25 protein-coding genes are annotated in these 23,024 nt (G+C 67.3%); 16 read left to right on the top strand and 9 right to left on the bottom strand.

Going from position 1 to position 23,024, the window contains the following annotated elements; all coding sequences use genetic code 11:
• Window positions 1-9: 9 nt before the first annotated feature.
• Complete coding sequence (gene rpmF / locus GGR47_RS00180) at window positions 10-189, bottom strand: 50S ribosomal protein L32 (RefSeq protein WP_017977281.1); 180 nt, start codon at window positions 187-189, stop codon at window positions 10-12.
• Between the two features lie 202 nt (window positions 190-391).
• On the opposite strand from rpmF, the gene GGR47_RS00175 reads away from it, so the two are divergent.
• The 3 genes from GGR47_RS00175 (at window position 392) to GGR47_RS00165 (ending at window position 2,775) form a co-directional block, all read left to right on the top strand.
• Window positions 392-832: an MAPEG family protein gene (locus GGR47_RS00175; protein WP_043061290.1), complete on the top strand. Its 441-nt coding sequence runs from the start codon at window positions 392-394 to the stop codon at window positions 830-832.
• Window positions 833-1,204: 372 nt separating this feature from the next.
• A complete protein-coding gene (locus tag GGR47_RS00170) occupies window positions 1,205-1,675 on the top strand; it encodes a GNAT family N-acetyltransferase (protein WP_147035100.1) in 471 nt (156 codons plus the stop codon).
• Between the two features lie 353 nt (window positions 1,676-2,028).
• The gene (locus GGR47_RS00165) at window positions 2,029-2,775 is read left to right on the top strand and encodes a hypothetical protein (RefSeq protein WP_244304961.1); all 747 of its coding nucleotides are present in this window, start codon (window positions 2,029-2,031) and stop codon (window positions 2,773-2,775) included.
• A gap of 4 nt (window positions 2,776-2,779) precedes the next feature.
• Here the strand turns inward: GGR47_RS00165 and GGR47_RS00160 are convergent, their stop codons facing one another.
• Window positions 2,780-3,442, bottom strand: a complete 663-nt coding sequence (locus GGR47_RS00160; protein ID WP_017977277.1) for an MBL fold metallo-hydrolase — start codon at window positions 3,440-3,442, stop codon at window positions 2,780-2,782.
• 80 nt (window positions 3,443-3,522) lie between these two features.
• Here GGR47_RS00160 and pabB point away from each other — a divergent pair, with 80 nt between their 5' ends.
• The 4 genes from pabB (at window position 3,523) to msrA (ending at window position 7,729) form a co-directional block, all read left to right on the top strand.
• Entirely contained in the window at window positions 3,523-5,301 is a 1,779-nt protein-coding gene (pabB, locus tag GGR47_RS00155; RefSeq protein ID WP_183949401.1) for an aminodeoxychorismate synthase component I, read from the top strand.
• 36 nt (window positions 5,302-5,337) lie between these two features.
• Window positions 5,338-6,537, top strand: coding sequence for a pyridoxal phosphate-dependent aminotransferase (locus GGR47_RS00150; RefSeq protein WP_147035096.1), 1,200 nt, complete (start codon window positions 5,338-5,340; stop codon window positions 6,535-6,537).
• Between the two features lie 309 nt (window positions 6,538-6,846).
• The gene (locus GGR47_RS00145) at window positions 6,847-6,993 is read left to right on the top strand and encodes a hypothetical protein (protein ID WP_017977274.1); all 147 of its coding nucleotides are present in this window, start codon (window positions 6,847-6,849) and stop codon (window positions 6,991-6,993) included.
• 82 nt (window positions 6,994-7,075) lie between these two features.
• The gene (gene msrA / locus GGR47_RS00140; protein ID WP_147035095.1) at window positions 7,076-7,729 is read left to right on the top strand and encodes a peptide-methionine (S)-S-oxide reductase MsrA; all 654 of its coding nucleotides are present in this window, start codon (window positions 7,076-7,078) and stop codon (window positions 7,727-7,729) included.
• Between the two features lie 478 nt (window positions 7,730-8,207).
• Here the strand turns inward: msrA and pdeM are convergent, their stop codons facing one another.
• Window positions 8,208-8,870 (bottom strand): ligase-associated DNA damage response endonuclease PdeM, encoded by a 663-nt coding sequence (pdeM, locus tag GGR47_RS00135; RefSeq protein ID WP_147035089.1) that lies wholly within the window; start codon window positions 8,868-8,870, stop codon window positions 8,208-8,210.
• Between the two features lie 139 nt (window positions 8,871-9,009).
• Between pdeM and GGR47_RS00130 the strand changes: the two genes are divergently transcribed.
• Complete coding sequence (locus GGR47_RS00130; protein ID WP_043061294.1) at window positions 9,010-10,962, top strand: potassium transporter Kup; 1,953 nt, start codon at window positions 9,010-9,012, stop codon at window positions 10,960-10,962.
• Window positions 10,963-11,032: 70 nt separating this feature from the next.
• On the opposite strand, the gene GGR47_RS00125 is transcribed toward GGR47_RS00130, so the two are convergent.
• Window positions 11,033-11,908 carry an aldose 1-epimerase family protein gene (locus tag GGR47_RS00125; protein ID WP_147035088.1) on the bottom strand — a complete coding sequence of 292 codons (876 nt, stop codon included), beginning with the start codon at window positions 11,906-11,908 and terminating at the stop codon, window positions 11,033-11,035.
• 153 nt (window positions 11,909-12,061) lie between these two features.
• Window positions 12,062-12,670: a L,D-transpeptidase family protein gene (locus GGR47_RS00120; protein ID WP_063687154.1), complete on the bottom strand. Its 609-nt coding sequence runs from the start codon at window positions 12,668-12,670 to the stop codon at window positions 12,062-12,064.
• Window positions 12,671-12,880: 210 nt separating this feature from the next.
• Between GGR47_RS00120 and GGR47_RS00115 the strand changes: the two genes are divergently transcribed.
• A complete protein-coding gene (locus tag GGR47_RS00115) occupies window positions 12,881-13,591 on the top strand; it encodes a murein L,D-transpeptidase catalytic domain family protein (protein WP_043061297.1) in 711 nt (236 codons plus the stop codon).
• Window positions 13,592-13,597: 6 nt separating this feature from the next.
• Here the strand turns inward: GGR47_RS00115 and GGR47_RS00110 are convergent, their stop codons facing one another.
• Window positions 13,598-14,029 carry a DUF1810 domain-containing protein gene (locus GGR47_RS00110; RefSeq protein WP_147035087.1) on the bottom strand — a complete coding sequence of 144 codons (432 nt, stop codon included), beginning with the start codon at window positions 14,027-14,029 and terminating at the stop codon, window positions 13,598-13,600.
• Window positions 14,030-14,070: 41 nt separating this feature from the next.
• Here GGR47_RS00110 and GGR47_RS00105 point away from each other — a divergent pair, with 41 nt between their 5' ends.
• Together GGR47_RS00105 and GGR47_RS00100 are read left to right on the top strand one after the other, a co-directional pair.
• Entirely contained in the window at window positions 14,071-14,598 is a 528-nt protein-coding gene (locus GGR47_RS00105; protein ID WP_244304959.1) for a hypothetical protein, read from the top strand.
• The gene (locus tag GGR47_RS00100) at window positions 14,598-15,221 is read left to right on the top strand and encodes a YbhB/YbcL family Raf kinase inhibitor-like protein (RefSeq protein ID WP_017977265.1); all 624 of its coding nucleotides are present in this window, start codon (window positions 14,598-14,600) and stop codon (window positions 15,219-15,221) included. Before GGR47_RS00105 ends, GGR47_RS00100 begins: the two co-directional genes overlap by 1 nt.
• Before the next feature lie 405 nt (window positions 15,222-15,626).
• Here GGR47_RS00100 and GGR47_RS00095 read toward each other — a convergent pair whose 3' ends face one another.
• On the bottom strand, window positions 15,627-16,679 hold the full coding sequence (locus GGR47_RS00095; RefSeq protein ID WP_017977263.1) for a GGDEF domain-containing protein: 1,053 nt from the start codon (window positions 16,677-16,679) through the stop codon (window positions 15,627-15,629).
• Between the two features lie 64 nt (window positions 16,680-16,743).
• On the bottom strand, window positions 16,744-17,274 hold the full coding sequence (locus GGR47_RS00090) for a peroxiredoxin (RefSeq protein ID WP_043061300.1): 531 nt from the start codon (window positions 17,272-17,274) through the stop codon (window positions 16,744-16,746).
• Window positions 17,275-17,345: 71 nt separating this feature from the next.
• On the opposite strand from GGR47_RS00090, the gene GGR47_RS00085 reads away from it, so the two are divergent.
• Window positions 17,346-18,155: an inositol monophosphatase family protein gene (locus tag GGR47_RS00085; protein ID WP_147035085.1), complete on the top strand. Its 810-nt coding sequence runs from the start codon at window positions 17,346-17,348 to the stop codon at window positions 18,153-18,155.
• A gap of 320 nt (window positions 18,156-18,475) precedes the next feature.
• On the opposite strand, the gene GGR47_RS00080 is transcribed toward GGR47_RS00085, so the two are convergent.
• On the bottom strand, window positions 18,476-20,593 hold the full coding sequence (locus tag GGR47_RS00080) for an AsmA family protein (RefSeq protein ID WP_147035084.1): 2,118 nt from the start codon (window positions 20,591-20,593) through the stop codon (window positions 18,476-18,478).
• 171 nt (window positions 20,594-20,764) lie between these two features.
• Between GGR47_RS00080 and rpmI the strand changes: the two genes are divergently transcribed.
• From rpmI to pheS, 4 genes are all read left to right on the top strand, one after another.
• On the top strand, window positions 20,765-20,968 hold the full coding sequence (rpmI, locus tag GGR47_RS00075) for a 50S ribosomal protein L35 (protein WP_017977259.1): 204 nt from the start codon (window positions 20,765-20,767) through the stop codon (window positions 20,966-20,968).
• Window positions 20,969-20,980: 12 nt separating this feature from the next.
• Complete coding sequence (rplT, locus tag GGR47_RS00070) at window positions 20,981-21,346, top strand: 50S ribosomal protein L20 (protein WP_017977258.1); 366 nt, start codon at window positions 20,981-20,983, stop codon at window positions 21,344-21,346.
• 217 nt (window positions 21,347-21,563) lie between these two features.
• Window positions 21,564-21,902 carry a GIY-YIG nuclease family protein gene (locus tag GGR47_RS00065; RefSeq protein WP_147035083.1) on the top strand — a complete coding sequence of 113 codons (339 nt, stop codon included), beginning with the start codon at window positions 21,564-21,566 and terminating at the stop codon, window positions 21,900-21,902.
• Window positions 21,899-23,014: a phenylalanine--tRNA ligase subunit alpha gene (pheS, locus tag GGR47_RS00060; RefSeq protein WP_147035082.1), complete on the top strand. Its 1,116-nt coding sequence runs from the start codon at window positions 21,899-21,901 to the stop codon at window positions 23,012-23,014. The genes GGR47_RS00065 and pheS overlap by 4 nt, the downstream gene beginning before the upstream one ends.
• The last annotated feature ends 10 nt before the right edge of the window (window positions 23,015-23,024 follow it).

Genomic DNA, 23,024 nt, shown 5'->3' with positions numbered 1-23,024 from the left:
AAGAGGGCGTTAGCCCTCGACCGAGACGATCTCGCGACCGTTATAATGGCCGCAGGCGGTGCACAGGTTGTGCGGACGCTTCAGTTCGCCGCAGTTCGGGCACTCCTGGAACGCCGCGACGCTGAGCGAGTCGTGGCCACGGCGCATGCCGCGCTTCGAGGGAGAGGTCTTTCGCTTGGGGACGGCCATTTCGGCACCTTGTTCTAAAATCGACGTACGAAATCAGATGCCCCGTACGGCACGATCCAGCCATCGGCAAGGCGCCGACCGCCGGACGCCACCGAGAACCGGACGCATCGCGAAGCGCGGGCCTATAGCGAATTTCCGCGCTGTTGCAAGCTTGGCGGGCGCAAGGCATCACGGCGCGGCCCGCCCGAGGAGACTTACGCCGATGCTGCTGCCCGTCACGCTCACCGTCGCCGCCGCCGCCGGAATCGGCAATTTCGTGCTGGCGATGCGAATCGTGCAGCTGCGGCTGAAGGGCAAAGTGCTGATCGGCGATGGCGGCGACGAGCGCCTGCTCGCCCGCACCCGCGCCCAGGCCAATTTCGTCGAATATACGCCGTTCGTGCTGATCCTGATGGCGTTGATCGAGGCGGCAGGCGGATCGCCGCGCTGGCTGGCGATCACCGGCGGCCTGTTCGTCGCGGGCCGCATCGCCCACGCCCTCGGCATGGACCGCCCCGCCCCCAACCCCTGGCGGGCGGGCGGCGCATTGCTGACCTGGGTAATCCTGGTCGGCCTCGCGCTGTGGGGCATGACGATCGCCTACACCTACGAAGCCGCACCGGTGATGGAGGTCGTGCCGGTCGACGGTGCGCCGACCGTCTGATTCGCGACGGCGCCGGGGCGATTCGGGGCCGCGGAAGTGGACGAAGTGGACGGTACGTAATCGCCGGAAACACACCCCCGCGAACCGCCCGGAGGTCCGGGTGGCGAGCGGGCGGGGATTGCGCATGGCGTGGGTATATACGAGCCGGGGCGTGTAGGACAGCACCGGCATGACGCTTGCGAGGCGACGCCGTTCGCAAGAGCGTTGGCGGTCAGGAGGCTGCGGTTCGCCTCATGGCGGGATGATTGGGCCTGAGCGCGCAAGGCGCGGCGCCTGCTTTTCTGAAAACGATGGTGTTCTGGGAATGCTGGTGCTTGAGGTATCTCAGATTAAAGATTGCCATGGCCCACGCGCTCGGGACATAGGGTGACGATGAGGTTGTTGAAGGAGGCAGCGTCTTTGATCGTTCGTCAGGCTACTATCAATGATCTAGATGCATTGGTTCCGTTGTTCGACGCCTACCGACAATTCTATAAACAAGCTTCCGATCCTGATGGCGCACGAGCATTTCTAGCAGATCGTTTTGAGCACCAACAATCGGTAGTCTTCGTTGCTTGCGATGTAGATCAAGCAGTTGGCTTCACTCAGCTATTCCCATCATTCTCGTCGGCGAGAATGGCGCGGACGTTCATTCTTAATGATCTATTTGTGTCCCCCGCTGCTCGCCGCACCGGGGCAGGTCGAGCGCTGCTGAATGCAGCTTGCGAATATGGCCGAGCGGTCGGAGCGTCGCGGCTGTCGCTTTCGACTGCTGTGGCTAATGTTGTTGCACAATCAGTGTATGAAAATGCAGGCTGGACCCGCGATACGGAATTCCAAGCCTATGCCATCAGCCTGATTTAGAGACTAATCGACACTCTTGCTGCGTTCCCGAAAACGAACCTCCAATGGGAAGCAGACTACGCCCATCGCGCTGACGGAGACCTGCAGGGTCTGCATTCCCGAAATCCGTTCCCGATTGCGCTTTCCCGAAACGTCTGATCGGAGACGGGGAAGCTATTGCTGGTGAAGGGTTGATATCAGTCTCAAACTCCGGCGGTTCGTTCGGCTTCGTCCGGCTTGCCGGTAGCAAGATCGCTATGCCATCCTCGACCAAGTTCGGGGAGGACGGTGGAATGATAGCAACAGTGTTGGTGGGCGCGTTTCTCACTTTACAGACGGGCGCACCCCAGACGCAGTCTGCCCCCCGCTGGGCCGTGAAGATCGATCCGGCCCATTGCCAGTTGGAGCGAAGCGGCGACCCGGCGGCGCCGTCTTTGATCGTGGACACCATACCAGGCAGCGATAGCTATCGGGTCTTCATCCTGAATGGCGAGCGGCAGGGTGCGGCACCGCTCGGGCCCGGTTCGCTGCTATTCGCGCCTTCGCAGGCGACGCTGACGGGCCTTACCCGCGCTTCTGTCTTGCCGGACGGGCGGACCGTGGCGCGCATGGAGGGCGTGGCGCCGGCCGTGCTCGACGATATGGCAGGTGCGGACACGATTGCGCTGACGATCGGGTCGAAGGTGGCAGGGACGGTATCCATTCCGAACGCCGCCAAGGCCATTGCGGCCCTTCGTGCCTGCAGCGCGGATCAGTTGATCGCCTGGGGCGCAGACGCTGCGCAATTCGCTCCGGGCGGCCGGCCCCCGATCGCCGTCAAAAGCCGGGACGAATGGATTCCGAACCGCGATCTCGTCACGCTCGCCGCAACATCCGGAAAAGCCGACATCGACGCAACATTCCGCGGGGCCGTATCGCCCGACGGATCGATTACGGACTGCCGGGCGGTCACGGAAAAGACGGCGTCAACCGTCGTTAAGACCGCATGCGGGCCGGTGCTGAACAAGACGTTGTTCACACCGGCACGCGACCCCGCCGGGGCGGCAGTCAAAGGCGTTGCGACCTTCCGCGTTCAGTTGGTTACGCAATTCAGCGTCATCCGGGAGCCGGCTCGCCGTTGAACGCCTACGCCGCCAGTGCCCGGTCGCTGACGAACATGTTGTTCGCCCGTTCGTGGGCGAACGTACTCGGGTTGCCGTGGCCGGGAATGAAGGTGGTGTCGTCGCCCAGGGGCCAGAGCTTGGTGACGATCGTTTCGATCAGCTGCTTGTGGTTGCCGCCGGGCATGTCGCTGCGGCCGACCGAACCCTGGAACAAGACGTCGCCCACTTGCGCGAATTTCGAGGGCGCGTGGTGGAAGATCACATGGCCCTGGGTGTGGCCGGGGGTTTCGTAGACGTCCAGCTGCAAGTTGCCGACGCTGACCGTGTCGCCTTCGACCAGCCAGCGGTCGGGTTCGAAGGTGACGCCGGCCATGCCGTAATTCTTGCCGTCATCGTCGAGGCGGGCGAGCCAGAAGCGGTCGGCCTCGTGCGGGCCTTCGATCGGCACGTTCAACTCGTCGGCGAGCGGCTTGGCCTCGCCGGCGTGGTCGATATGGCCGTGGGTGAGCAGGATCTTTTCGACCGTGACGCCCGCCTGCGCGACCGCGGCCTTGATGCGGGGCAGGTCGCCACCCGGATCGACGATCGCCGCCTTCATCGTCTGGGTACACCAGATCAGCGTGCAATTCTGCTGGAAGGGCGTCACCTGAATGATCGCGGCGCGAAGGGGGGGCGTATCGGTCATGCCCAAAGAGATAGGCGCGTGGGGCTGGGGCGGCAATCGTCGCTTGCACCCGGCGGCATCGCCTGTGCATTTGGACCGCGATGATATCTGCGCCCTTCGTACTGCTGGATGATGCCCGGGACGGGGGGGCAGGTGCGCGGCTCTATACCGATCCGGTCGAGATCGTCGCCGCGGCGACGCAGGCGGAGGTGCTGCCGGCGCTGGCACGGCTGCGTGGCGCGCGGCGGCGGGGGCTGCATGCGGCGGGCTATCTGACCTATGAAGCGGGGGCGGCGCTGGCGGCGCGTGCGGTGCCGGTGCGCGAGGGCGACGGGCCGTTGCTGTGGTTCGGGCTGTTCAAGGAATATCGTACGCTGGGCGCGGCGGCCGTCGCGGAACTGTTGCCCGATCCGGCTGGCGCCTGGGCGAGTGCGCCGCGGCCGCGCGAGACCCGCGAGGCCTATGATGCCGCCTTTGCCGCGGTGACGGCATTGATCCGGGCGGGCGATATCTATCAGGCGAACCTGACGATCCGCACCGACGTGGCGATCGCGGGCGATCCGGCGGCGTTGTACGCCCGGCTGCGGCGCGAGGCGGCGGCGGGCCATGGAGCGCTGGTGGCGACCGGCGAGCGCCACCTGCTGTCGCTGTCGCCCGAATTGTTCTTCACGCTGGAGGGCGATGCGCTTACCTGCCGGCCGATGAAGGGGACGGCGGTGCGGGGGGATACCCCGGCCGAGGATGCGGCGCTGGCGGATGCGCTCGCCGGCGATCCCAAGCAGCGCGCCGAGAACCTGATGATCGTCGATCTGATGCGCAACGACCTGTCGCGCGTGGCGCAGGCGGGCAGCGTCGCGGTGCCTGAGCTGTTCCGGGTGGAGCGCTATCCGACGGTGCATCAGATGACGTCGACCGTCACCGCGACGTTGGCCGAGGGGGCGGATGCGGTGGACGTGCTGACGGCGCTGTTCCCGTGCGGGTCGATCACCGGCGCGCCCAAGCAGCGCAGCATGGAGGTGATCGCCGCGGTCGAGCCGGAGGCGCGCGGCATCTATACCGGCGCGATCGGGCGGATCGATCCGCAGGGCGATGCGGCGTTCAATGTAGCGATCCGTACGCTGGCGGTGCCGGCGGGGGCCGAGGTGGCGACGCTGGGGCTGGGATCGGGCGTGGTCGCCGACAGCCGGGTGGACGAGGAATATGCGGAGTGCCTCGCCAAGGGCGCGTTCGTGACGCGCGGGCAGGCGCCGCTCGACCTGATCGAAACGATGGCGTTCGATCCCGACGAGGGGTTGCCGCTGCTGGAGGCGCATCTCGCCCGGCTGACCGCGAGCGCCAGGGCGCTGGGCTTCCGCTTCGACCGGCATGGCACGCGCAACGATCTGCAGGCGGCGACCTTTCGGTTGCGGGGGCCCGCACGGGTGCGGCTGCTGCTGGCGCAGAGCGGGGCGACTGCGATCGAGGTGGCGGCGATGCCCGCGCCCTTCGCCGCGCCGCTGCGGGTGGCGATAGTGCCGCTGCCGGTCGACCCGAGCGATTTCCGCTTGCGGCACAAGACCAGCGATCGCGGCTTCTACGACGCGGCGCGGGTGGCGGCGGGGACGGACGAGGTCGTGTTCGTGCGCCCCGACGGGCTGCTGACCGAAGGGAGCTTCACGTCACTGTTCGTGGGCGGCAGCGGTGAGACGCTGCGCACGCCGCCGCTGGCGCTCGGCCTGCTGCCCGGCGTGCTGCGGTCAGGATTGATCGATTCGGGGCGGGCGGTGGAGGCGAATGTGTCGCCGGAGGACCTCGGCGGGCAATTTTTCGTCGGAAACGCGCTGCGCGGGCTGATGCCGGCGGTTGTTGCGATTGCGAAAAGCGAGGCCTTGCGTCTATAGGCGCGCGCAGTCCTTCCGCCATTCAAGGCCCGTTCCATGAAGCCCTCCGCCGCACTCGGCCGCATCAGCCCCTCGCCCACGCTCGCGATCACCAGCCGCGTGCTCGAGCTGAAGCGCGCGGGCGTCGATGTGATCGGCCTGGGCGCGGGCGAACCGGATTTCGACACGCCGGAGTTCGTCAAGGATGCGGCGATCCAGGCGATCCGCGACGGCAAGACGAAATACACCAACGTCGACGGCACGATCGAGCTGAAGCAGGCGATCGTCGCCAAGTTCGCACGCGACAATAACCTCACCTACACGCCCGATCAGGTGACGGTGAACGTCGGCGGCAAGCACACGCTGTTCAACGCGATCGTCGCCAGCGTCGATCCCGGCGACGAGGTGGTGATTCCCGCGCCATACTGGGTGAGCTATCCCGATATCGTGCAGTTCGCGGGCGGCACGCCGGTGTTCGCGGTCGCCGGGCCGGAGCAGGATTACAAGCTGTCGCCGGAGGCGCTGGAAGCGGCGATCACGCCCCGGACCAAGTGGGTGATCCTCAATTCGCCGTCCAACCCGACGGGCGCGGCCTACACCGTCGCCGAGCTGAAGGCGCTGGGCGCGGTGCTGGCGCGGCACCCGCATGTGTGGATCTTCGCCGATGATATGTACGAGCATATCGTCTATGACGGCTTCCGCTTCGCGACGATCGCCGAAGTGTGCCCGGAGCTGTACGAGCGGACGCTGACCGTCAACGGCTGTTCGAAGGCCTATGCAATGACCGGCTGGCGGATCGGCTTTGCGGCCGGCGCGCCGTGGCTGATCAAGGCGATGGCGAAGCTGCAGTCTCAGTCGACCAGCAACCCCTGTTCGATCGCGCAGGCGGCGGCGGTGGCGGCACTGACCGGCCCGCAGGATTTCCTCAAGGAGCGTGCGGCGGCGTTCCAGACGCGGCGCGACCTGGTGGTCGGCATGCTCAACCAGATCGAGGGCATGACCTGCCCGACGCCGGAAGGCGCCTTCTACGTCTATCCGTCGTTCGCGCCGTTGATCGGCAAGACGACGCCGAACGGCCGCAAGATCGAAACGGACGAGGATTTCGTCGGCTATCTGCTCGACGATGCCAAGGTCGCAGCGGTGCAGGGCGCGGCGTTCGGTCTGTCGCCGGCGATGCGGATCAGCTACGCGACGTCGGACGATCTGCTGCGCGAGGCCTGCACGCGCATCCAGCAGGCGTGCGCGGATCTGCGGTAAGCCGGGAAGCCGCCTCCTACCGTTCGCCCTGAGCTTGTCGAAGGGCGGATTGCCGCCCGCACCGGCATCGCGTGTGGAACCCCGTGCTTCGACAGGCTCAGCACGAACGGGATTGGGGGCAAGTGTGGCCCATCCATCCGTATCGGCCGCAAATCCTGACGGGTGATGAACGGAGCGGCCACGCCGCGTTAATCCAGCGTTTCTATAAACGCGCTTGAGAGTGGCGGTCCGGACGACCATCTGGGCCGCTGAAACCGGGCAAGACGACGCACGTCGTCGCCCCAACGAACGACAAGACAAAGGTGCGTTATGCGCAACATGTTCAACAGCCGCTTCTTCTGGAAGTTCCTCGGCGGGTTCGCGATCGGCGCGATCGGCGTCGTGACGCTGCAGCCGGCGAGCGCGCAGCATGCGCAGCCGATCCCGGCCGCGTCGCCGATCGTCCAGGCGCAGTAAGCCTCACCGGGCGATACGAATGCGCCGGACCGCTCAGGCCACTGGCTCTGGACGGACGCGGTTTCCTCACCATATCAGTGTCATGCTGAAAGTTCTGCTGCCCGGCGCCGCTCTGGCGGGCGCCCTGTTCGCCTCCACCGGCTTTGCCGCCGCCGAACGCGCGGTGCCGCTGCCGGTCGCCAAGATCGACGTCCCCGCCACCACAGCCACGCAGACCGCGGTGTTCGCGGGCGGCTGTTTCTGGGGCATGGAGGCGGTGTTCGAGCGGGTGAAGGGCGTCAAGACCGTCACCGCCGGCTACGCGGGCGGCAGCCGCGCGACCGCCACCTACGATCAGGTCTCGACCGAGCGCACCGGCCATGCCGAGGCGATTCGCGTGACCTACGATCCGCGCGTCGTCAGCTATGCGACGCTGCTGCGCGTCTATTTCTCCATCGCGCACGATCCGACCGAGTTGAACCGGCAGGGACCGGACACGGGGCCGAGCTATCGCTCGGCCATCTTCCCCCAGGACGCGCGGCAGGCCGCGGTGGCGCGCGCCTATATCGCGCAGCTGGGGGCGGCGAAGAGCTTCCCCAAGCCGATCGTGACACGGATCGAACAGGGCGGGTTCTTCCCGGCGGAGGACTATCACCAGCGCTTCTACGACCGGAACCCGATGCATCCGTACATCGTGCGCTGGGACAAGCCCAAGGTCGCGGCGTTCAAGGCGGGGTTTCCGGCTCTGGCGCGGTGAGGGCGTGTTTGTTGGTTGGGGCGTTCGTGCCTCCCCTTCCCCGTCATTCCCGCGTAGGCGGGAATCCATAACCTCTGAACCCCAGCGATAGAGCCGCACGGTTCGCCAGCCTGGATTCCCGCCTTCGCGGGAATGACGGGAGGGGCGGTGGTGCGACTCGGCTTCGTTGCGCAGGATTGTGCTTTCGACCGTCGCTTCGTCCAGCGCCGGGACATTCCCGCCTGCCCCTCACCCCTTCGTCATTCCCGCGGAGGCGGGAATCCATACCCTCCGAACGCCGGTGATCGAGCCGCACGGTTCGCCAGTCTGGATTCCCGCCTTCGCGGGAATGACGGGGGGTGGGTGGTTTGGGATGCCCTACACTCGTCATCCCGGCGGAGGCCGGGATCCATGGTTTCGGCGCGGCTGGTGATGTGCGCCACGCTGGCTGCATCGTGTCCATGGATCCCGGCGTTCGCCGGGATGACGAGGGTAGGTGTCAGGCCGCGATGGGGAAGCGGAGGAGGCGTTGTTCGACGGGCACCAGTGCTTCGGCGCCCTGCCCCACGGCCTTGACCAGCGCGGGGTGATCGACGTCGAGGCCGCCGGTCAGCGCGCCGAAGGCGGGGAGCACGATCTTGCGCGGCGTCGCGACGAAGCAGCGGCGCGCGACCTGCTTGCCGCGGACGTGGAGGCGCAGCTTGGGATGGAAATGGCCCGACAGTTCCGGGCGGCTGTCGTGCGGATCGGCTTCGTGGCGCAGGACCAGGCCGTCGACCGTCGCTTCGTCCAGCACCGTGCCGCCGCAGCGATCCTTCAGTCCGGAATCGTGATTGCCGGTGATCCACGTCCAGCGCAGCCCCTCGGTCAGCGCGCGCAGGCGTAACTGCGCCTCGGCGGGGAGCCGGTCGCAGCCGTCGCTGTCGTGGAAGCTGTCACCGAGGCACCACAGTTCCTTCGCCCCCGTCGCCGTCACGATCCGCGCGAGATCGGCCAGCGTCGCGAGCGAATCATAGGGCGGCAGCATCTGGCCCCGCGCGGCGAACCAGCTCGCCTTTTCGAAATGGAGGTCCGCAACCAGCAGCGCAGAACGTGCCGGCCACCACAAGGCGCCATCCGGCAACGCGCACAGGGTCTGACCGCCGAACGAAAAGGGAACCATGGCCCGCCCATGCCTGCAAACCCCCACCCGATCAAGCCGTTACCCTGCCCTTACCCAAAGCCTCTTGCGCGGCAGGCAAATCGGCGTAAAGCGCGCCGTCCTCCCGCGCCGGGGGATTGAACAGGGGTAAAAGCGCGCCATGTCGGCTGCCGTCGAAGCACCCGCTTCCGAATCCACGGGCGCGCATTCCGCGTCGGCCCATCCCGCGCTGATCGGCCTGACCGTCGGCGCGCTGGGCGTCGTGTTCGGCGATATCGGCACCAGTCCGCTCTACGCCTTTCGCGAGGCGCTACAGCAATCGGCGGGCGACGGGATCGACCCGTCCGAAATCCTCGGCGTGCTCAGCCTCGCGCTGTGGACGCTGACGCTGATCGTCACGGTCAAATACGTCTTGTTTCTGATGCGCGCCGACAATCACGGCGAAGGCGGCGTGCTGGCGCTGGCGGCGCTGGCGCGCAAGTCGATCGGCGTGCGCAGCCGCATCGCGCTGGTGCTGGGCGCGGCGGGCGCGTCGCTGTTCTATGGCGATGCGATCATCACGCCGTCGCTGTCGGTGCTGTCGGCGATGGAGGGGCTGCGCACTATTCCCAGCGCCGCCACATTCTTCGACGAAGGCACGATCCGCGCGCTGACGATCGTGATCCTGATCGCGCTGTTCTTCCTGCAATCCAAGGGCACGGCGCGGGTCGCGTCGCTGTTCGGGCCGGTGTGCATCGTCTGGTTCCTGACGATCGGGGGCTTGGGCGCGTGGCATATCGCCGACGAGCTGTCGATCTTTCGCGTGCTGCTGCCAACCTATGGCATCCAGTTCCTGAGCACCCACGGCACGGTCGGGCTGTTCGTGCTGGGCGCGGTGTTCCTGACGGTGACGGGCGCGGAGGCGCTGACCGCGGACATGGGGCATTTCGGCAAGAAGCCGATCCGTATCGCCTGGCTGCTGCTCGTGTTCCCGGCGCTGACGCTCAACTATCTGGGGCAAGGCGCCTTTGCGCTTTCCCGCCTCGAGGCCGCCGCCGCTGCGGGCAAGCCGTTCACCAATCAGGACTGGTTCTTCCTGATGGCGCCCGAATCGATGCGCGGGCCGCTGATCGTGCTGGCGGGCTTCGCCACGGTGATCGCGAGCCAGGCGGTGATCACCGGCGCCTTTTCGCTGACGCAGCAGGCGGTGCAGCTGGGGCTGTTGCCGCGGATGAAGCTGCGGCAGACGTCGGCGTCGTTCGTCGGGCAGATCTACGTCCCCGCGATCAACTGGCTGCTGATGATCGGCGTGCTGGTGCTGATCATCCAGTTCAAGACATCCTCGGCGATGGCGGCAGCATACGGCATCGCGGTGACGGGGACGATGGTGGTGACGACGCTGCTCGGCTACCTCGTCGCGCGGCACGTGTGGCACTGGAACCGGGTGTGGGCCTTGGCGGCGGTGCTGCCGTTCCTGTGCCTGGACCTCATCTTCTTCGGCGCGAACATCCTGCGCGTGATCGAGGGCGGCTGGGTGCCGCTGGTCATCGCCGCATCGATCGGCCTGCTGATCTACACCTGGGTGCGCGGCAAGGGCATCGTGCGCGCGTTCGAGGCGCGGCAGAGCATCCCGCTCGCCGACCTAGCCGCCGCGCTCGCCAAGCGCCCGCCCGAACGCGTGCCGGGCACCGCGGTGTTCCTCACTGCCAATCCGCGATCCGCGCCGGGCGCGCTGCTCCACAATCTCAAGCACAACAAGGTGCTGCACGAGCGCAACCTGGTGGTCAGCATCCGCACGACGGACCGCCCGGTCGTGGAGCCGGAGATGCGCGCGACCGTCGAGCGGCTGGACGACAATTTCGAAATCGTCGTTCTCAATTACGGCTTCATGGAATCGCCGAACGTGCCCGCCGACCTGGGCGTCGGCGGCAAGACCGAGATGCGCAGCCTGGATGCGATGAAGACCAGCTTCTTCATCGGCCGCAATACGCTGAAGCCCGAAGCGGACGTCGGCATGCCGCTGTGGCAGGATCGCATCTTCATGTTCATGCAGCGCAACGCGAGCGACCCGACCGACTTCCTGAAGATTCCGCCGGGCAAGGTGCTCGAGCTGGGCGAACAGGTGACGGTGTAAGGGCGCAGGACGTTCCGACACCGTCGTCGTCCGTCAGTGCGAGCGACGATGACCTGCGACGTCACTCGCCTCAGGCGAGCAGCGTCACCTGCATCGCGATGCGCGTCTCACCGCCGGCCGGCACGTCGAACACGCCGGGCTTGTCGCGGAAGTCGCCGGTGAAGCCTTCGGGATCGGCGATGCCGTGCCAGGGCTCGACGCAGACATAGGCGGCGCCGGGCTTGGTCCAGATGCCGAGCATCGGCGTGTCGGGGAAGGCGATGCGCAATTGCGGGCCTTGCGGAGCGCCATAGGTCACCGCGTCGGAGCGGACGTGATCCCACACGAGCGCGTCGTCGGTGAACAGGTCGTCGCGCAACGTCAGCGTGCGGCCGTCGAGCGGCGACGGGCGCGTGCCCGCGGCGATCGTGCCGTCGGCGGCGATGACGCGCAATGCGTCGGGCTCGTCGGCATCGAAGACGATGCGATGGGCGGCGCGGTCCTGCCCATATGGCAGCGGCCAGGCGAAGGCGGGGTGGAAGCCGAAGCTTGCCGGCATGGGCTCGGTCGCGGGGTTGTGGATGCGTGCCTCGACGTGGAGCGTCGCATCCCGGAGCGTGAACGTGATTTCGAGCCGGAAGGCGAAGGGATAGGCGGCGCGCGTCTCGGCACTGTCGGTCAGTGCGAAGGTGACGCTGGCGTCGGACTGCGCGACCGTGTCGAAGAGGCTGTGGCGGGCGAAGCCGTGCTTGGCCATCGGATAGGATGTGCCATCGAGCCGGATCGCCTTTTCGTACGTCATGCCGATCACCGGAAACAGGATCGGCGCGTGGCCGGTCCAGAAGGCCGGGTCCGCGTTGGTCATCAACTCGCGGCCGTCGGCGTCGCGCAGGTGCGTCAGCTCGGCGCCGACGGGGTTGATCACGGCGGTCAATGCGCCGGAGCGGATGGTGACGAGGTCGGTCATGGGCTCCAGCTGTGCGTCAGGTGTGGGGCTGCGGCAAGGGGCGTGGCCGTTCGTTATTGCGAGCGCAGCGACGCAATCCGGGGCGTCCTGGTCCGGCTCTGGATTGCTTCGCTGCGCTCGCAATGACGGATAGGGGTGGCTGCCCCCTCCTGCTCACCGCGACGCGGTTTGCAACCACGCCTCGTTGGCGGTCGCCGTCTCGCTTTGCATCGCGGCGGCGTCGGCGTTGGTGGGCAGCGTCCAGCCCTCTGCGGCCGACGCGTCCGTCACCAGCACCGGCGTGCCGCGACTGGTGATCGCGAACAGCTTCTTGGCGAAATCGGTCGGCACGCGGATGCAGCCGTGCGAGGCGGGGAAGCCCGGGTTCATGCCGGCGTGGATCGCGACGCCGTCCCAGGTCAGGCGCTGCATGAACGGCATCGGCGCGCTGTCGTACAGGTTGCTCTTATGCTTTTCCGACTTCTGCAAGATCGGGAAGACGCCGACCGGCGTCTCCTTGCCGTCCTTGCCCGTCGAGACGGTGGACGCGCCGATCAGCATCGTGCCGCGATAGACATAGGCCTTCTGATCGGGAATCGAGACGACGATGCTGACCGGTTCGCTGCTGCCACTGTCGTTCCACAGGAAGCGATTGGGGGCGAGCGACGTGACTTCCGGGGCCAGGGCATCGCTGGCCGCCGCCGCGAATGCGGGGGTCGGAAGCGCCATTACCAGCGCCGCCGCGGTCATCGCCGAAAACCATCGTGTCGATCGCTGTGCCATATCGATTCGCCCTTGACTTTCGTTTGCCTTTCGCGGGTCTCAACGCGCGATATCGCGGCTGGTGCCATGGCCAAATCGGATCAATCGAGCCCAACCCGCGCCGAAGCGTGCAACCGCAACGCTGACTTGGGGCTGGGACCCGCAGAATATTAAGTCCGAAGCTGCTATATGATGTCCTGCGGGCAAGAACCGGGGCATTACGGAAATTCGATGCAAAATCAGAATGATGGCGCGCGCGATCGTCGTGCGCTGCTGAAGAACGGATTGGTGCTGGCGACGACGCTGGCGATGCCGGGAACGGTCTCCGCCGCGACCCGCCGTTTGAGCCAGGCCGATTTGCGGCCGGTCAGCGAACCGCCGTTGCCGGCCCCGCGCCCGCGCGTGTTCGCGCAAGCCATCACCTCGCCGCGCGTCGTGCGCCCCGATCTGATGCGCCAGGCGATGGCCGCGCTGAACCAGCATGGCCGCCGCATCCCACGCCGCGACCGGATCGCGATCGCCGACATGGCGGCGTCTTCGTCCGAGCCGCGCTTCCACCTGGTCGACCTGGTGTCGGGCAAGAGCCAGTCGTTCCTGGTCGCGCACGGCAGCGGATCGGACCCGGCGCACACCGGCTATCTGAAGCGCTTTTCGAACGAGCCCAATTCCAACGCGACCTCGCAGGGCGCGTTCGTGACCGACGATTATTATGTCGGCAAGCATGGCCGCTCGCAGCGACTGATCGGCCTCGACGCCACCAACGACAATGCACTGGCGCGCGCGATCGTGGTGCATTCGGCGTGGTATGCGAACAAGGACATGCTGCGCACGCACGGCATGCTCGGCCGCAGCCAGGGCTGTTTCGCGGTCGGCGAAAGCGACCTGTCGCAGGTGTTCGCGCAACTGGGCCAGGGCCGGATGATCTTTTCGGCGAAGGTGTAACGCTGGTCAGCGTTCGCTGAGCAGCGCCAGCGTCTTGGGATCGCGCTGCCCGTCGTAGAAGCGCTCCAGCGCCGCTTCGAAGGGTGTCGGATCGTCGGCGACCGCGGCGAACAGCGTCATCGACGACCGCAGCTTCATCGCATCGATGCTGCCGAACATCGCCTCTGCACTGCCGGGCGCCGCGATCGCCGCCTGCGTCATCGCGATCAGCCGCCCGCCGAGCAATTGGTGCGCCAGATACGCACGCGCTTCGTCGGCATCACGGATTGCATAGGTTTGCGCCATCGCGCTGCTGCCCAGACCGGCGATCTGCGGGAAGACGAACCACATCCAATGGCCGGTCTTGCGGCCGGCGTGCAGCTCAGCAAGCGCCTGATTCCAAACGCCTTCCTGCGCGCGGACGAAGCGATCGAGATCGGTGGCGTCGGACCCGGTCATACGACAGGCAACCGCCGGGGCCTGTCTTGCGTTCCATGACGATGCGTCCGATCCTTCTCGCCATGGGCCTTGCCCCGATCCTCTGCCTCGCGGCCTGTGGCGGCGCGCGCAAGGCGGAGGCCCCCGACAATGCCGCCGCCGCCGGCTTCGTCCCGCCGCCGACGCAGATGCCCAAGCCCCTGCCCGGCCAGGCGCATGCCGATGCGCTGACCGCCTATATCGGCAAATATCCGACCGATGCGGTCGATGGCGTCGGCTTCTATGATCGTACCGAAGTGGCGCGCGCGCTGAACGATGCGGTGGGCGACGAACGCATCCGCCGGCGATTCGTGAACCGCGATGCGGTGACCGTGCCGATCTTCCGCACCGCCGATGGCCGCATCGCCGCGCACGGCTGTATGCCGCACGATTGCGGCGACAACGACTGGACGCTGGTGCTGGGCGCCGACGGATCGCGCGCGGAAGCATGTTACCACGATGCCGACACGATGGGCGACCGCAGCCGCTGGTTCGCTGCAAACAAAGCGCCGGTGATGCGCGCCGGCGATTGCCCGCAGGAGCAAGGCTGATGCTGGAACATATCCCCGCTTGGCTGGGCAAAGCGCTGTCCGACGTGCGCGCGGGCGCCGAAAAGCTGGCGATCGCACGCGGTACGCTGGGCACCGCGATCCCGCGGATCGAGCTGATGAGCCCGGCCTTCGCCGATGGCGCGCGGCTGCCCGAACGCTTCACCGCGGACGGCGATGGCGTGTCGCCGCCGCTGGTCTGGGGGCCGCTGCCCGACGGCACGGCGCATCTCGCCTTGCTGGTCGAGGATGCCGACGCACCGGCGCCGCAACCGTTGGTCCATGCGGTCGTCTGGGGCATGCCCGCCGACACGGGTCGGCTGGAGGAAGGCGCGATCCGGAGCGATGGCGCGGGAACGCCCGAGCGCGACGTCGGCCGGAATTCCTATCTTCGCGAAGGCTGGCTGCCGCCTGACCCGCCGACCGGTCATGGCAGCCATCGCTATGCCTTCCAGCTGTTCGCGCTTGATGCAGGCGTCGGCGATCCGGGCGAGACGCCCGGCCGTGCCGCGATGCTGGAGGCGATGGCGGGGCATGTGCTCGCCGCCGGGGTGTTGATCGGCACCTATAGCCGGGGCGAGGATGCGCCGGTCGGGCCGATCGGGGCGGTCGCAACCGCCGGGTAGGTCGTCAGCCGATCGTGCCGATGGTGCCGGTGCTCTGGCTGGCGAGGACCAGGACGGTGGTGCAGAAGGCGGACAGCGCGAGTGCGAAGCTGCGATACATGATGCGTCTCCTCAGGGCTTGCGGGGATCAGGCGATCGGCAGGACAGGGACGGCGGCGCTGATCGCGAGGCCGGCGAAGGCGAGCGCGGCAACGACCGAGACGGCGGCGCGCTGAGCGATATCGAAGCGGATGAACATGGTCTGTTTCCCTTTTGGTGCGGCGGGCGAACCGTTCGTCGCCGCATGCCAGGGACTTTGCAGCCATCGTGCCAAATGCAAAAAACCGCGGATTTGCGCGGTTTTCTTTGGCAGCTCAGATTAAACTGGGAATTTCCGCCACGGCGGTGGCGCAGTTTACGCCAATATCAGGCGGCACACACCCGGTCGCGGCCATCGCTCTTCGCAGTATAGAGCAGGCGGTCGGCGCGTTCGAACGCGGCATCGATCGTCTCGCCGGTCTGCACGGCGGTGACGCCGATCGACAGCGTCACCTGCCCCAGCGGCTTGTCGGTTTCGCGCAGGCGGAATCGTTTGCCGGCGATGACACTGCGCGCCCCATCGAGGTGCGCGGCGGCATCGGCGAGGGTCAGGCCGTGGATCAGGATCGCGAATTCCTCGCCGCCGTGGCGGACGACGAGATATTTCTGGCATTCCTCGCTGAGTGTGCGCGCGACGGCGGACAGGACGCGGTCGCCGATCTGATGGCCGTGCGCGTCGTTGATCCGCTTGAACCGATCGATGTCGCAGACTGCGAGGCAGAAGGGCCCTTCGAGTTCGCGGCGATGGTCGAACGCCTCGCCGAACGCGCGGCGGTTGGGCAGGCCGGTGAGCGCGTCGCGGCGCGCGGTGTCGTTCGCTTCGGCGAGCTTGGCGCGGAGCGTTTCCGCCTCGCGCGTCGCCTGGTCGAGCCGCACCTCGGCATCGCGCACGCGGGCCAGCATCGTGCCGGCGATGCGCGCGATCGCGTCGAGGCCGGCCGGCCCCGCCGTATCGATCGCCGCCGCGCTTTCGGCGAGGTCCGCGCCGAAATCGCGCGTCTGGTCCTGCATCGCGCGCATCATCGTCGCGAAATCGTCGACCTGCGCCTGGGTCGCTTCGACCAGGCGAACCGCCTCGTCCTCGACCTCCGACTGGTGGTCGCGATAGCTGGGGCGCGGCGGCTCCGCTTCGGGCTGGACCGCGGCCCCCAGCATCACGCGCCCGCCGAGCTTTTCGATGTCGGAGCGGCTGAGGCGAAAGCCGCCATCGGTCAGCCGCATCACCGCCTGGGCGATCGCGCCGTCGGGATTGGTGATGACATCATAGGCGAAGGTGTAATGGGCCGGCTCGGGGCTGAGGCCCTGAGACGCGAGAAAGTCGCCGATTCGGGTGAATAGATCACCCTTGCCGTCCTTTCGCGCTGCCAACGGCCCGTTCATCTACGCCCTTTCCGGTGTTCCGCGATGTGTACCCGCGAAATGTTATCAGGAAGTTTCCGTGGCTTCACTTCGCTGCGAGGCGACGAACCGCGGCGAGCGTCAACGCCACATGCTGCGCAGGGTTCATATCGTCGTGGACGAACGCGATTTTGCCGTCGCGGCCGATGACATAGCTGGTCCGCTTGGTCAGCGCGCGGCCGCCGGCGTTGAGCGCGACGTCGTAATTCTTGATCACCGCGGGCCCCGCGCTCGCCACCGCGAACTTGCCCGCGCACTTTTCCGCCGAGAAGCGCTGCAGCGTCGGCACGTCGTCGGCCGACATGCCGATCACGGTCGCACCGGCCTTCTGGAATTCGGGAATCGCCTCGGCAAAGGCATGCGCTTCGGCGTTGCAGCCGCCGGTGAAGGCCGCGGGGAAGAAATAGAGGACGACCGGGCCCTTCTTGAGCTGCTGGGCTAGATCGATGCCGACGACCTGGCCGGCGACCGCGCCGCGCGTGGCGAAGGTCGGCGCCTTCGCGCCCACCGGCAGGCCGGCGACGGCGGGGGTGGCAACAAGCGCGATCGTGGCAATAGCGGCGGAAAACAGACGCATGGAAGGGATCCTCTTGCAAAGACGTGACCGGACCCTAGCGCCTGGCCCTGCCCCGCGATAGGGCTCCGATCATGCCGATTACCGCCGCCGATATCCAACTCGCCCAGCGCCTCGCCGACGCCGCCGGCGCGGCGATCCGTCCCTATTTCCGCGCCGATCACGGCGTCGAGCTGAAGGACGACCGCTCCCCCGTCACCCGCGCCGATCGCGAGGCGGAGGCGGCGATGCGGCGGCTGCTGGATGCCGAGGCGCCGGGCGACGGCGTGGTCGGCGAGGAATATGGCACCAAGGACGGTGTGACCGGGCGGCAATGGGTGCTCGACCCCATCGACGGCACGCGCAGCTTCACGGTGGGGCGCGCGATCTTCGGGACGCTGATCGCGCTGGTCGAGGATGGCTGGCCGCTGCTCGGCATCATCGACCAGCCGGTGCAGCGCGAACGCTGGCTGGGTGTCGCCGGCCGGCCGACGACCTTCAACGGCACGCCCGCCCGCACGCGATCCTGCGCGCAGCTGGAGGGCGCGATCGTCGCCACCACCAGCCCGCACCTGTTCGCGGATGGCGACGTGCCGCATTACATGGCGCTCGTCGCCGCCGCCTCTGGCGGGCATGCGCGGCAGGGGCCGGTCTATGGCGGCGACTGCTATAATTACGGGCTGCTGGCGAGCGGGCATCTCGACGTGGTCGCGGAATCCGGGCTGCAGCTGTATGACTTTGCCGCACTGGTGCCGGTGGTCGAGGGCGCGGGCGGGCGGATGTGCGACTGGAACGGCGATCCGCTGACCGCGACGAGCGCGGGCCATGTGCTGGCGATCGGCGACCCGGCGCGGACGGACGACGTGCTCGAGGCGCTGCGCGCGGCGCATGGGCATGATCACTGAGGTTTGACGGGTGGGGAGGCGCGCGCCCTCCCCACCCGTCATCCCGGCGGAGGCCGGGATCCATGGTGGCGGTGGCGGCAGCGTTTGCGCGCCGACGCTTATGGCGCGCTGTCCATGGATCCCGGCGTTCTCCGGGATGACGGAAGTGGGAGAGCGCGCCTTGGCCGTCGGTGTGCGGGACGCCCGCCCCACACGGCCCGTCATTCCCGCGCAGGCGGGAATCCATACCCTCTGACGTTTCCGCTGGATGCGTGACGGTAGCGTGTCTGGATTCCCGCCTTCGCGGGAATGACGGATTGGTAGAAGCCCCCCTCTCCCCCTCAGAAGATCCCCAGGAACTTCTTGCGCTGGGTCTTGCGTTCGCCGCCGGAGGCCTTGCCGTTTTCCTCTTTGGCGGTCGTGCCGTGGCCGACGTCGTCGCGGGGGGCGCCCTTGGTGGTGCGCTGGGCCGCGGCGGTGGCGCCGGCGAGGACCGGGCCGCAGGCGGCGGCCTTGGCGTCGCCGACGTCGACGAAGGCGAGGATGCCCGCCACGGGCGTCGCGACCACCGCCAGCCCCAGGCCGGCGCCGGCGCGGCCGAGCAGCTGGTTGCTGATCACGTCGAGTTTGGGATGCGCGAAGGTGCCGCCGATGCCGACGGGCGACTGTCCTGAGAACAGGCTGAACTTCTTCCCGTCCGCCCGGATGGCGAGGTCGACGCCTTCGGTGCGGAAGCTGAAGCCGCCGCGGCCGAGGATCACGTTCTTCGACGTATCGATCAGGATCGGGTCCGCCGCCGCGACGCCGCCGCGTACGGTGAAGCCGACCAGCCCGCAGTTGATGCGCACCGGCTCCTTCAATTTGTCCTCGAACATCTTCTGCACGAAGGTGCCGATGTCGAGTTCGGACAATTGCGCATTGCCGGTCGTCAGATCGCCCTGCGGAATGATGAAGGCGATGCGCCCGCGCGCGGTGCTGAGCGAATCGTGTATCGTATCGCCGCGCCCGTCGAGCCGAATGCGGCCGTGGATCGTGCCGGTCGTCCCCGCCTCTGCGACGCCATAGCCCTTGAGCAGCCGGCCGAGCGGCGTCGGCGTCAGGCGGATGTCGTAGCGGACCGCCGACGGCCGGGCGCGCGTGTCGAACACCACGTCGCTCGCCACATTGCCGCGCGCCATTGCGAAGGTGAGCGGCGACAGCGACAGCCGGCCGTCCTTCAGCGCCAGCGTGAGGTCGACGTTGCTGATCGGCACGTTGCGCGATCGCACGACGCCGACCGTCCACTTCAGGTCGGCATCGAAGCGCTGCATCGTCGCGATCGGCAGCGCGGCATCGGGCAGCAGCCGGCCGCTCGCCGCCCCGGCCGCCGCCGCCGCGGCCTCCGCGCCCTTGGTCGCGACAATATCGGGATTGTAGCCGATGAAGGGCGCGGCATCGATGATGTCGAGGCGTTTGGTCGCTAGCGTGGAGTCGAGGTGGAGCCGCTCGCCCGTCGTCACGGTGAGCGTGCCGGCAAGGTCGGTCGCACCCGCGACACCGGTGAGACGGGTGAAGCGATAGTCGGCGCCGTCCTTCACCATTTGGCCGCGAACGCGATAGGTGCGCGTGTTGGGGATGGCGACGCCGATGATGCCGAGCAGGTCCGCCATGTTGCGCCCGCGCGCGGCGACCGACAGCGGCACGCCCTCGATTTCGGCGAGCGATGGCAAGGTGCCCGCGACGTCGATCACGTTCCCCGCCGCACGCATCCGCGCGACGAGCTGGTTCTGGCCGCGGTTCACCGTCGCATCGGGGGTGAGCAGGCGCGCGGTCAGTGTGAAGGGCGCGGTGCGGATACGGCCGGTGCCGGTGACGCCGACCGACCTGCCGATGCGCGCATCGGTCGATCGGATGTCGGCGATGGCGAGGTCGGCCGTCACCTGCATGCGCGGGTCGACGTAGCGCACGGTCGTGCCGCGCACGTTGGCGACATCGATGCGGGGGAAATCGAGCGGCTTGCCGCCCTTCTTGTCGCTGAACGTCCAGGTGTTGGTGCTGTGGTCGGGCTTCCATTCGAGGTCGACCTTGCCGTCGACGAGATCGAGCCAATAGAGCCGGCGCTTGCCCCATAAGAGCGACAGCGGCGCGATCCGCGTGTCGATCCGCGCCGCGTCGAACAGATAGGGGCGGCTGGCCCAGGCGGGGTTGGCGATCGTCATCCGTTCGGCAACGAACTTGATCTTGAACGGCGCGAAATAGAGCTGGAAGTCGCCGTCGATGCGCACCGCGCGATGCGTCTGGCCGCCGACGAATCGTTCGAAGGGCGCGCGCAGGAAGCGGCCCTTGGTGATATAGAGCACCAGCCAGATCGCGACGATCGGCGCGATGACCGCGAGCACGATGTTGCGCGCGATTCGCCACGCCCGGCGGCGGCGCGCGGGCGGGATCGTCTGGGACGGGGCGGAAGCGGGCGTCTCCATCGAGTGGCCAAGCGCGTGCGCCCTCGTTCCGGTTCCGCATCGGTCGCCCGTCCTTGCGTTTTGCACGCGGCGGCGGTAAGGGGCCCGCTTCCCGAGCGAGGCGCTACAGGACTGCCCGGCCATCAAGGGCTGCCGCGGCTGTCCATGCCTGCTCATAGCGAAAGGACCAAAATGCCCAAGCTCAAGACCAAGAGCGGCGTCAAGAAGCGCTTCAAGCTGACCGCCAGCGGCCTGCTGAAGCACGGCGTCGCCGGCAAGCGCCACCGCCTGATTTCGCACAACAGCAAGTACATCCGCCAGAACCGCGGCACCAAGGTGCTGTCGAAGGCCGACACCGCGACGGTGAAGGCCTGGGCGCCGTACGGCCTCAAGTAAGGAGATCAGGACATGGCACGCGTCAAGCGGGGCGTAACCACTCGCGCCAAGCACAAGAACATCCTGTCCCAGGCGAAGGGCTATTATGGCCGTCGCAAGAACACGATCCGTATCGCTCGCCAGGCCGTCGAAAAGGCCGGTCAGTATGCGTATCGCGACCGCAAGGTGAAGAAGCGGACCTTCCGTGGTCTGTGGATCCAGCGCATCAACGCCGGCGTCCGCGCGGAAGGCCTGACCTATTCGCAGTTCATGCACGGCCTGAAGCTCGCCAACATCGACCTGGACCGGAAGGTCCTGGCCGACATCGCGATGCACGAGACGGCGGCCTTTGCCGCGATCGTCGCGCAGGCGAAGGCGGCTCTGCCCCAGGCCGCGTAACGCGCCTGACGGACGGCATGCGACGGGGCGTCGGTGGCAACACCGGCGCCCTTTTTCTTGGTTTGGGGGTGGCCTCTTCGTCGTCATCCCGGCGCACGCCGGGATCCATGGACTCGGGCCAGTGGCGTTTGCGTGCTACCATCGGCCACACCCCCCTCCATGGATCCCGACTTTCGTCGGGATGACGAAGGTGGGGGCGGGAAGGGGCAACCCATTCATGCGCGACGTCTTCCAGCCTTGCGTCTACATTCTCGCCAGCCGTCGACATGGCACGCTCTATATCGGCGTCACCTCAAACCTGCTCGCACGCCTCATCCAGCATCGCGAGGGCTTGATCCCCGGGTTCACCAAGGCATACGGCGTCCACGTCCTCGTCTGGTATGAGGTACACGCCACGATGGAAGCCGCCATCGTGCGCGAGAAGCGGCTGAAAGAATGGCGGCGCGCGTGGAAGATCGAGCTGATCGAAGCGCAGAACGAAGACTGGGGCGATCTCGGCGTCGGATTGGGGCTTGCCCCCCTGCCGCCGGTCCCGACGAAAGAGAGCATGACGTGACGCAAGACCTCGACACCCTGCGCGGCCAACTGATCGCCGCGATCGAATCCGCCGCAAGCCTCGATGCGCTCGAGGCGGTGCGGGTCGAGGCGCTCGGCAAGCAGGGCAGCGTCACCACGCTGCTGAAGACGCTGGGCAAGATGAGCCCCGACGAGCGCCAGGTCGAAGGCCCGCGGATCAACGGCCTGCGCGAGGCGGTCGCGACCGGCATCGCCACGCGCAAAGAGGCGCTCGAGCGCGCGGCGCTGGATGCGCGGCTGGCGAGCGAAACGCTCGACATGACGCTGCCCGCCGAGGCGCCGCTCGCCGGCACCGTCCACCCGGTCAGCCAGGTGATGGACGAACTGGCCGAGATCTTCGCCGACCTGGGATTCGCGGTCGCGACGGGGCCGGAGATCGAGACGGACTGGCACAATTTCAGCGCGCTCAACATTCCCGAAACGCATCCGGCGCGCGCGATGCACGACACCTTCTACCTGCAGCAGGGGATCGACGCGAAGGCGGACGGCAGCTTCGACGAGCGCACGACCTTCTCGCTGCTGCGCACGCATACGTCGCCGGTGCAGATCCGCACGATGCTGAACCAGCAGCCGCCGATCCGCATCATCGCGCCGGGCCGCACCTATCGCTCCGATTCGGATGCGACCCACACGCCGATGTTCCATCAGGTCGAAGGGCTGGTGATCGACAAGGGCATCACGCTCGGCCACCTGAAGTGGACGCTGGAGACGTTCCTGAAGGCGTTCTTCGAGCGCGACGACATCGTGCTGCGCCTGCGCCCGAGCTATTTCCCGTTCACCGAACCGAGTGCCGAAGTCGACGTCGGTTACACGATCGAGAAGGGCAAGCGCGTGATCGGTGGGTCGGGTGGCGGCTGGATGGAGGTGCTGGGCAGCGGCATGGTCCACCCCAAGGTCATCGAGGCGTGCGGGCTCGACCCCAACGAATGGCAGGGCTTCGCCTTCGGCTGCGGCATCGACCGGCTCGCCATGCTAAAATACGGCATGGACGACCTCAGGCCCTTCTTCGACGGCGATATCCGCTGGCTGAAGCATTACGGCTTTTCCAGCCTCGACGTGCCGACGCTGTCGGGCGGCGTCGGGGCTCAGTAGGCTGACACCC

The organism is Sphingomonas aquatilis (assembly GCF_014196115.1).
Lineage (GTDB): Bacteria > Pseudomonadota > Alphaproteobacteria > Sphingomonadales > Sphingomonadaceae > Sphingomonas > Sphingomonas aquatilis.
Note: the sequence above shows the minus strand (reverse complement) of the source record. Positions and strands in the feature narration are given on the sequence as shown.

Bases quoted from the DNA above. Each gene is read 5' to 3' on its own strand.
- GGR47_RS00080 (WP_147035084.1), bottom strand. From the start codon at position 20,593: ATGGAGACGCCCGCTTCCGCCCCGTCCCAGACGATCCCGCCCGCGCGC.
- rpmI (WP_017977259.1), top strand. From the start codon at position 20,765: ATGCCCAAGCTCAAGACCAAGAGCGGCGTCAAGAAGCGCTTCAAGCTG.
- GGR47_RS00175 (WP_043061290.1), top strand. From the start codon at position 392: ATGCTGCTGCCCGTCACGCTCACCGTCGCCGCCGCCGCCGGAATCGGC.
- GGR47_RS00130 (WP_043061294.1), top strand. From the start codon at position 9,010: ATGTCGGCTGCCGTCGAAGCACCCGCTTCCGAATCCACGGGCGCGCAT.
- GGR47_RS00145 (WP_017977274.1), top strand. From the start codon at position 6,847: ATGCGCAACATGTTCAACAGCCGCTTCTTCTGGAAGTTCCTCGGCGGG.
- rplT (WP_017977258.1), top strand. From the start codon at position 20,981: ATGGCACGCGTCAAGCGGGGCGTAACCACTCGCGCCAAGCACAAGAAC.
- GGR47_RS00170 (WP_147035100.1), top strand. From the start codon at position 1,205: ATGAGGTTGTTGAAGGAGGCAGCGTCTTTGATCGTTCGTCAGGCTACT.
- GGR47_RS00160 (WP_017977277.1), bottom strand. From the start codon at position 3,442: ATGACCGATACGCCCCCCCTTCGCGCCGCGATCATTCAGGTGACGCCC.
- GGR47_RS00115 (WP_043061297.1), top strand. From the start codon at position 12,881: ATGCAAAATCAGAATGATGGCGCGCGCGATCGTCGTGCGCTGCTGAAG.
- GGR47_RS00085 (WP_147035085.1), top strand. From the start codon at position 17,346: ATGCCGATTACCGCCGCCGATATCCAACTCGCCCAGCGCCTCGCCGAC.
- GGR47_RS00100 (WP_017977265.1), top strand. From the start codon at position 14,598: ATGCTGGAACATATCCCCGCTTGGCTGGGCAAAGCGCTGTCCGACGTG.
- GGR47_RS00065 (WP_147035083.1), top strand. From the start codon at position 21,564: ATGCGCGACGTCTTCCAGCCTTGCGTCTACATTCTCGCCAGCCGTCGA.
- msrA (WP_147035095.1), top strand. From the start codon at position 7,076: ATGCTGAAAGTTCTGCTGCCCGGCGCCGCTCTGGCGGGCGCCCTGTTC.
- GGR47_RS00150 (WP_147035096.1), top strand. From the start codon at position 5,338: ATGAAGCCCTCCGCCGCACTCGGCCGCATCAGCCCCTCGCCCACGCTC.
- GGR47_RS00125 (WP_147035088.1), bottom strand. From the start codon at position 11,908: ATGACCGACCTCGTCACCATCCGCTCCGGCGCATTGACCGCCGTGATC.
- GGR47_RS00095 (WP_017977263.1), bottom strand. From the start codon at position 16,679: ATGAACGGGCCGTTGGCAGCGCGAAAGGACGGCAAGGGTGATCTATTC.
- GGR47_RS00110 (WP_147035087.1), bottom strand. From the start codon at position 14,029: ATGACCGGGTCCGACGCCACCGATCTCGATCGCTTCGTCCGCGCGCAG.
- pabB (WP_183949401.1), top strand. From the start codon at position 3,523: ATGATATCTGCGCCCTTCGTACTGCTGGATGATGCCCGGGACGGGGGG.
- GGR47_RS00120 (WP_063687154.1), bottom strand. From the start codon at position 12,670: ATGGCACAGCGATCGACACGATGGTTTTCGGCGATGACCGCGGCGGCG.
- rpmF (WP_017977281.1), bottom strand. From the start codon at position 189: ATGGCCGTCCCCAAGCGAAAGACCTCTCCCTCGAAGCGCGGCATGCGC.
- GGR47_RS00090 (WP_043061300.1), bottom strand. From the start codon at position 17,274: ATGCGTCTGTTTTCCGCCGCTATTGCCACGATCGCGCTTGTTGCCACC.
- GGR47_RS00105 (WP_244304959.1), top strand. From the start codon at position 14,071: ATGCGTCCGATCCTTCTCGCCATGGGCCTTGCCCCGATCCTCTGCCTC.
- pdeM (WP_147035089.1), bottom strand. From the start codon at position 8,870: ATGGTTCCCTTTTCGTTCGGCGGTCAGACCCTGTGCGCGTTGCCGGAT.